Source organism: Phocaeicola sp. (assembly GCF_048170425.1).
Taxonomy (GTDB): Bacteria; Bacteroidota; Bacteroidia; order Bacteroidales; family Bacteroidaceae; genus Phocaeicola.
Genome location: NZ_DBEXBB010000246.1, coordinates 1 through 6,124, shown reverse-complemented (window position 1 = coordinate 6,124; position 6,124 = coordinate 1). Strand labels below are relative to the sequence as shown.

General features: G+C 46.5%; 6 protein-coding genes. 2 read left to right on the top strand and 4 right to left on the bottom strand.

From position 1 onward, the window contains the following. Both ACMJ0U_RS09740 and ACMJ0U_RS09735 read left to right on the top strand, forming a co-directional pair. Positions 1-198: DKNYY domain-containing protein (locus tag ACMJ0U_RS09740; RefSeq protein WP_417129768.1), on the top strand; the 198-nt coding region annotated here is incomplete at its 5' end. Positions 199-548: 350 nt separating this feature from the next. Continuing rightward, a complete protein-coding gene (locus ACMJ0U_RS09735) occupies positions 549-2,051 on the top strand; it encodes a glycoside hydrolase family 10 protein (RefSeq protein WP_417129767.1) in 1,503 nt (500 codons plus the stop codon). Positions 2,052-2,135: 84 nt separating this feature from the next. Here ACMJ0U_RS09735 and ACMJ0U_RS09730 read toward each other — a convergent pair whose 3' ends face one another. The 4 genes from ACMJ0U_RS09730 to ACMJ0U_RS09715 are packed head-to-tail and all read right to left on the bottom strand — an operon-like array spanning position 2,136 to position 6,024. Then, positions 2,136-2,909 (bottom strand): prephenate dehydrogenase/arogenate dehydrogenase family protein, encoded by a 774-nt coding sequence (locus ACMJ0U_RS09730; protein WP_417129766.1) that lies wholly within the window; start codon positions 2,907-2,909, stop codon positions 2,136-2,138. Positions 2,910-2,921: 12 nt separating this feature from the next. Then, complete coding sequence (locus ACMJ0U_RS09725; RefSeq protein WP_417129765.1) at positions 2,922-3,992, bottom strand: chorismate mutase; 1,071 nt, start codon at positions 3,990-3,992, stop codon at positions 2,922-2,924. A gap of 24 nt (positions 3,993-4,016) precedes the next feature. Continuing rightward, positions 4,017-5,207: a pyridoxal phosphate-dependent aminotransferase gene (locus ACMJ0U_RS09720; RefSeq protein ID WP_417129764.1), complete on the bottom strand. Its 1,191-nt coding sequence runs from the start codon at positions 5,205-5,207 to the stop codon at positions 4,017-4,019. After that, complete coding sequence (locus ACMJ0U_RS09715; RefSeq protein ID WP_417129763.1) at positions 5,182-6,024, bottom strand: prephenate dehydratase; 843 nt, start codon at positions 6,022-6,024, stop codon at positions 5,182-5,184. The genes ACMJ0U_RS09720 and ACMJ0U_RS09715 overlap by 26 nt, the downstream gene beginning before the upstream one ends. Positions 6,025-6,124: the final 100 nt, after the last annotated feature.

The window sequence follows — 6,124 nt, the reverse complement described above, 5'->3', positions numbered from 1 at the left end:
TGGAGGGGAAAGGAGATAGAGGGAGCCGTGAGTTCTTCATTTGTCTGTTTGGGACATGGATATGCCAAAGATGCTTTTCATGTATACTGGAGAGGGCGGAAAGTTGAAGGTGCATTATCTTCCTCTTTTAAGGTAACCGATGGATATTACGCGGAAGATGCATTTAATACATATTTTAAAGGAAAGAAGGTTCAGTAATATGGATTGTGTAATAGGGGTCGTTTGTTTTTGCTTGTTTGTAGGACTATAGGTCTGGATTGATTGAAGGTTATAAAGCAACGTGATTTGACAGATATTGTAGATGTGTCACATGATGAGGATAAGACCGGATCCGGCTTGGAAGGACTTCATCTGAAAACCAGTGTTTTCTATCTGTCTCTCCATTTGCTTTTCACTATCTTTAATTTTTTCGAAGAAGGATGTGGTTCGGTAATACTTGCGCTCAAAAGCAGGCTTTTGGCTTGGTATTGCACTCACCTTTCATTATCTTTGCGGCTTAATCGGACATTTGTCCGGAAAGTGAAAAGGATATGATAAAATTTACGGATATGAAGACTAAACTATTGATGTTGCTTGTCCTTTTGGGAAGTCTGTGGACGAGCAATTTGTATGCTCAGACACGTTATCCCAAGCGGGAGTTTCGCGGAGCCTGGATACAGTGTGTAAACGGACAGTTTCAGGGGATGCCTACGGAGAAAATGAAGAAGGTGCTGGTGAGCCAGTTGGACAACTTACAGGAAGCTGGTATCAATGCCATCATTTTTCAGGTGAGGGCAGAGGCGGATGCACTTTATAATTCCCCGTATGAGCCATGGAGCCGTTTTTTGACGGGTGTGCAGGGAAAAGCTCCTTCGCCCATGTGGGATCCTTTGCAGTTTATGATTGAGGAATGTCACAAGCGAAACATGGAGCTTCATGCGTGGATTAATCCGTATCGTGCCAAGACGAAAGGAACAGGTGCTTTGTCGCCCATGCATCCCTACAGCAAGAATCCGGAACTGTTTGTGCAGTATGCCGGCCAGTTGTATTTTGATCCGGGACTGCCGGAATCCAGAAAATATATCTGCAAGATTGTACGCGACATTGTGACCCGCTATGATGTGGATGCCATTCACATGGACGACTATTTCTATCCTTATCCGAACCCGGGAGAAGAGTTTCCGGATAATGTCAGCTTTGCAGCATATGGTCGCGGATTTACGCGTCGGGCAGACTGGCGTCGGGATAATGTGAACGTGTTGATTAAGGAAATTCATGAAACCGTACGCGAATGCAAACCGTGGGTGAAGTTTGGTGTATCACCGTTCGGTATTTATCGTAATAAGAAGAATGACCCGAACGGAAGTGAGACAAACGGATTGCAGAACTACGATGATTTGTATGCCGACGTGCTTTTGTGGGTAAACAATGGCTGGGTAGATTACAATATCCCGCAGATTTATTGGGAAATCGGACATCCGGCAGCCGATTATGATACACTGATCCGTTGGTGGGCACGCCATTCGGCAGCTCGTCCGCTGTACATCGGTCAGGATGTGATACGCACTGTATCGAAAGCAGATTTGATGAATCCGAACCAGAGCCAGATTCCGGCAAAGTATAATTTGCAGCGCTCGTTGCCTACCGTACAGGGAAGCTGTCAGTGGTATGCAGCGGCAGTGGTAGAGAACAAGGGAAATTACCGGGATATGCTGGTGAAAGAATATCACAAGTATCCGGCATTGCTTCCGGCTTCTCCGTTTATGGACGACAAGGCTCCGGGCAAAGTGCGTAAGCTGAAACCGGTATGGACCGCAGACGGATACATCTTGTTCTGGACGGCGCCAAAAGCAAAGACCGAGATGGATAAGGCTTATCATTATGTGGTGTACCGCTTCGGAAGCAAGGAGAAGGTGAACCTGAACGATCCTTCACACATTGTAGCGATTACACACGATGAATTCTATAAGTTGCCGTATGAAGACGGAAAGACGAAGTATCGTTACGTAGTGACTGCACTCGACCGTCTGCACAATGAATCGAAATCGGTATCAAAGAAGATTAAGCTGTAAATATCAGTCTGATAGAAAATAGAAAGGGCAGGAAGAAAGGTTTGTGGTTTTCTTCCTGCCCTTTTTTATGGATTTACCTATAAGTTATTTGATATTTTTTCGAATCTTGCCAAGATAGGCATGCATGCCTTCCGCATCTTTCCGGCTGATAATATCTAACAGCTCATTTAATTCCGTACGGATACCCTCTACCTGAGCTGGAGTACGTGGATTAAACAAAATTTCCTGTAGCAGAAAATCATCTTCGCTCAGCACGCCTTGCGCAATGGCCATGTGGCGCTTGAAGGTAGTACCCGGCGCATCCTGGTGTTTCATGACGGCTGCAAACACGAAGGTCGAGACAAACGGGATGGACAAAGAGTAGGCGACGGTTTCGTCATGTCCCTCAAAGGTGTATTCAAAGATGTTTAGCTTCAGATGCTGGTAAAGGTCTTTGAAGAAAATCTTGCCCAGGTGGTCACCTTCTTTGATGATGATGGCATTTTCCGTGCTCAGCTTGTCGAGGTTGGCAAACGTGGGACCGAACATCGGGTGGGTAGACACGTAGCGGAAACCGCAGTTTTCATAAAACTCCTTTAATCCGGTTTTTACGGAAGCAATGTCACTGATGATACAGTCCTTGGGCAGAACTGGAAGGACCTGATGGAAAGCATCAAGTGTGTATTTTACCGTGGCAGCATTGATGACCAGCTCCGGTTTGAATTCGCTGATTTCTTCCAGCTTGGTGAAACGGTAGCAGTTGTACATAAAGCGCAGGCGTTGGGGATTCACATCGTATACGGCAACTTCATGTTCAAAACTCAATACATCGGTAAAGAAGGAGCCCATTTTTCCGGCTCCTAAAATCAATATTTTCATGCTTTGTTTCTGTTATTTGTTGATGATTTCCATTTGCTGGCGCACACTTTCTTCGTGAATCAGCTCGAATACTTGTTTGACGAAATCAGAATCCATGCCGCAAAGTGAACCTTGTGCACCACGCTTGTCCAGGATTTCATTGTAGCGTCCAGTCTGTAGGATGGTCATGTTGTGTTCCTTTTTGAAGGTACCGATTTCACGGCACACACGCATACGTTTGGCGAGTATGTCCATCAGGTCGTTGTCACATTCGTCAATCTGTCGGCGAAGCTCGTTCAGGTTTTCCGTAGTCTGGTGTTCGGAACGGATAACGAGCAGGTTCAGGATGTAATCCAGAATATCGGGAGTAACCTGTTGTGCGGCATCGCTCCATGCACATTCCGGATTGCAGTGTGATTCGATGATGAGTCCGTCGAAACCTAAGTCCATGGCCTGTTGGCACAGCGGAGCAATCAGTTCACGTTTTCCGCCGATATGGCTCGGGTCGCAAATAATGGGCAGGTTAGGGATACGGCGGCGCAGTTCGATAGGAATATGCCACTGCGGAAGGTTACGGTATATTTTTTTGTCGTATGAAGAGAATCCGCGATGAATGGCACCGATACGCTTCAGTCCGGCATTGTTGATGCGTTCCAGTGCACCAATCCACAATTCCAAATCTGGGTTTACCGGGTTTTTGACATAGACAGGAATATCCACTCCTTTCAGGGCATCGGCAATTTCCTGTACGGCAAACGGGTTAGCAGTGGTACGGGCACCAATCCATACGATGTCTACATCAGCTTTCAGGCATTCGTACACATGCTTGGCGGTAGCAACTTCCGTGGCTACGTACATGCCGGTTTCTTTCTTTACTTCTTTCAGCCAGGAAAGTCCTTCTACGCCGATACCTTCAAAACCTCCCGGTTTGGTACGAGGTTTCCAGATTCCCGCACGGAATATCTTGACACCTTTGTCAGCCAGTGATTTGGCAGTAGTCATCACTTGTTCTTCTGTCTCAGCACTGCAGGGACCTGCAATAATCAGGGGGCGTTCCTGAGGAACACCTTCCAGTTCAATAGGGAGTAAATCTAATTGATCCATGGTAGTATTTGATTTTTGTAATGTTTATTTGTTCATGATGGACTGAATTCGCTTCAAAGCTTCTTCCAGTTGAGGCTCTTTGGCACAGAGAGAAATGCGGATATACCGTTTCCCGTTGCTCCCGAAAATGAATCCCGGAGTGATGAACACGCGGGCTTCGTGCAATACTTTTTCGGTCAACTCTTCCACGTCGGCATAGTGGTCTGGGATACGTCCCCACAAGAACATACCTACTTGTTCAGTGTCGAATGTACATCCCAAGGTACGCATGATTTCTTCAGCGAGTTTCCGGCGGCGTGCGTAGGTCTGGATATTGGCTTCTTCATGCCATTCTGCGCTGTTTCGGTAAGCTTGTGCGGCTGCCAGCTGCAACGGACGGAAGGTACCGGAGTCGATGTTGCTCTTGATTTTCAGAATCCACTGTACGAAAGTGGCATTGGTAGCCAGCATACCCACACGCCATCCCGGCATGTTGTGACTCTTGCTCATGGAGTTGAATTCGATGCAGCATTCTTTAGCTCCCGGCACGTTCAGGATACTGATGGGCTTACGGTTCAAAATGAAGCTGTACGGGTTGTCATTTACGATGACAATCTGGTGACGGCGTGCAAAATCTACCAGTTTCTCGTAGAGTTCCATGGTGGCATTGGTACCGGTCGGCATATTGGGATAGTTGGTCCACATGATTTTTACCCGACTTAAATCCATCTTTTCCAGCTCCTCGAAGTCCGGTTGCCAGTGATTGTCTTCCCGCAGGTTGTAGTTCACGATTTCACTTCCCAAAATCTTGTTTAGCGAGGTGTAAGTAGGGTATCCCGGATTAGGAACCAATACTTGGTCGCCGGGGTTTACCAATGCCAGTGTGACGTGAAGGATACCTTCTTTGGAGCCGATAAGCGGCTGGATTTCGGTTGCTGGGTCCAAATCCACATTATACCATCTTTTGTACCAGTCGGCCATGGCCTTGCGCAGTTCCGGTATGCCTACTGTAGGCTGGTAGCCGTGTGCGTCAGGTTTGCGGGCGTTTTCACACAGCACGTTGATGGTTTCTTCTGAAGGTGGCATGTCAGGACTTCCGATTCCTAGGCTGATGACATTCTTACCTTCGGCATTCATTTGTGCCACTTCTTTCAGCTTCCGGCTGAAGTAGTATTCGCTGACACTGCTCAGTCGGCTGGCTGGCTCTATCTTATATGGTTGATTCTCCTTCTGCATATTCTCCTAAAATTTTAAGTGCTTTGGTTAATGGTATTACTGCGTCAATAGATTGTTTGTATCTCAAATAGTCGTTGAACATTACATCTACGTAGAACAGGTATTCCCATTCCCGCCCGATGATGGGCAATGACTGTATCTTGGTCAGGTTGATGTGATAGAATGAAAAGATGGACAATACTTGCGAAAGACTTCCCTCGTTGTGTGGAAGTGAGAACACGATGTTGGCCTTGTTGATTTTTGAACGGTCTTTCAGTTCGTCGGCCATCCAGGGGTCGCATACAACCAGGAAACGGGTAAAATTATGCTTGTTGGTTTCAATGCCCTCTTGTAGGATTTTCATGCCGTAAAGTTCAGCCGCATATTTGGAGCAGATGGCGGCATGTCCTTTCAATCCCTTTTCCTTGATGTCGCGTGCACTACCTGCAGTATCTTCCGTTTCTACTACTTTCAGTTGGGGATGATGTTGAAGGAAATCCCTGCATTGTGCCAGTGCTACTGGATGAGAGTTTACTTCTGTCAGTGTGCTCCAGTCCTCACCAGGCAGACACATGATGCTGTGGCTGATACGCAGTTTGTGTTCTCCGATAATCGTTGCTCCACTGTCTCTGAGCAATTCGTAATTGTGAAGGAGGCTTCCAGCAATCGTATTCTCGATGGCAATCATTCCGATGATGCTACTGTCTTTCCGTAAGGTTTCAAACACATCTTCAAATGTGTTGCAGCAAATCAGTTCGATTTCTTCATCTTTGAAAAACTTATGGGCCGCGATATCGTGATACGAGCCCGGAACTCCTTGTATGGCTATCTTCTTCATCTTTTGTGTAACTATAAAAAAAGTCCCGCTCCATTGAAGCGGGACTTTGTATTATCATTTCATTCTTGTTTTCTCTATTACCGTATGCATGCAAACTCCC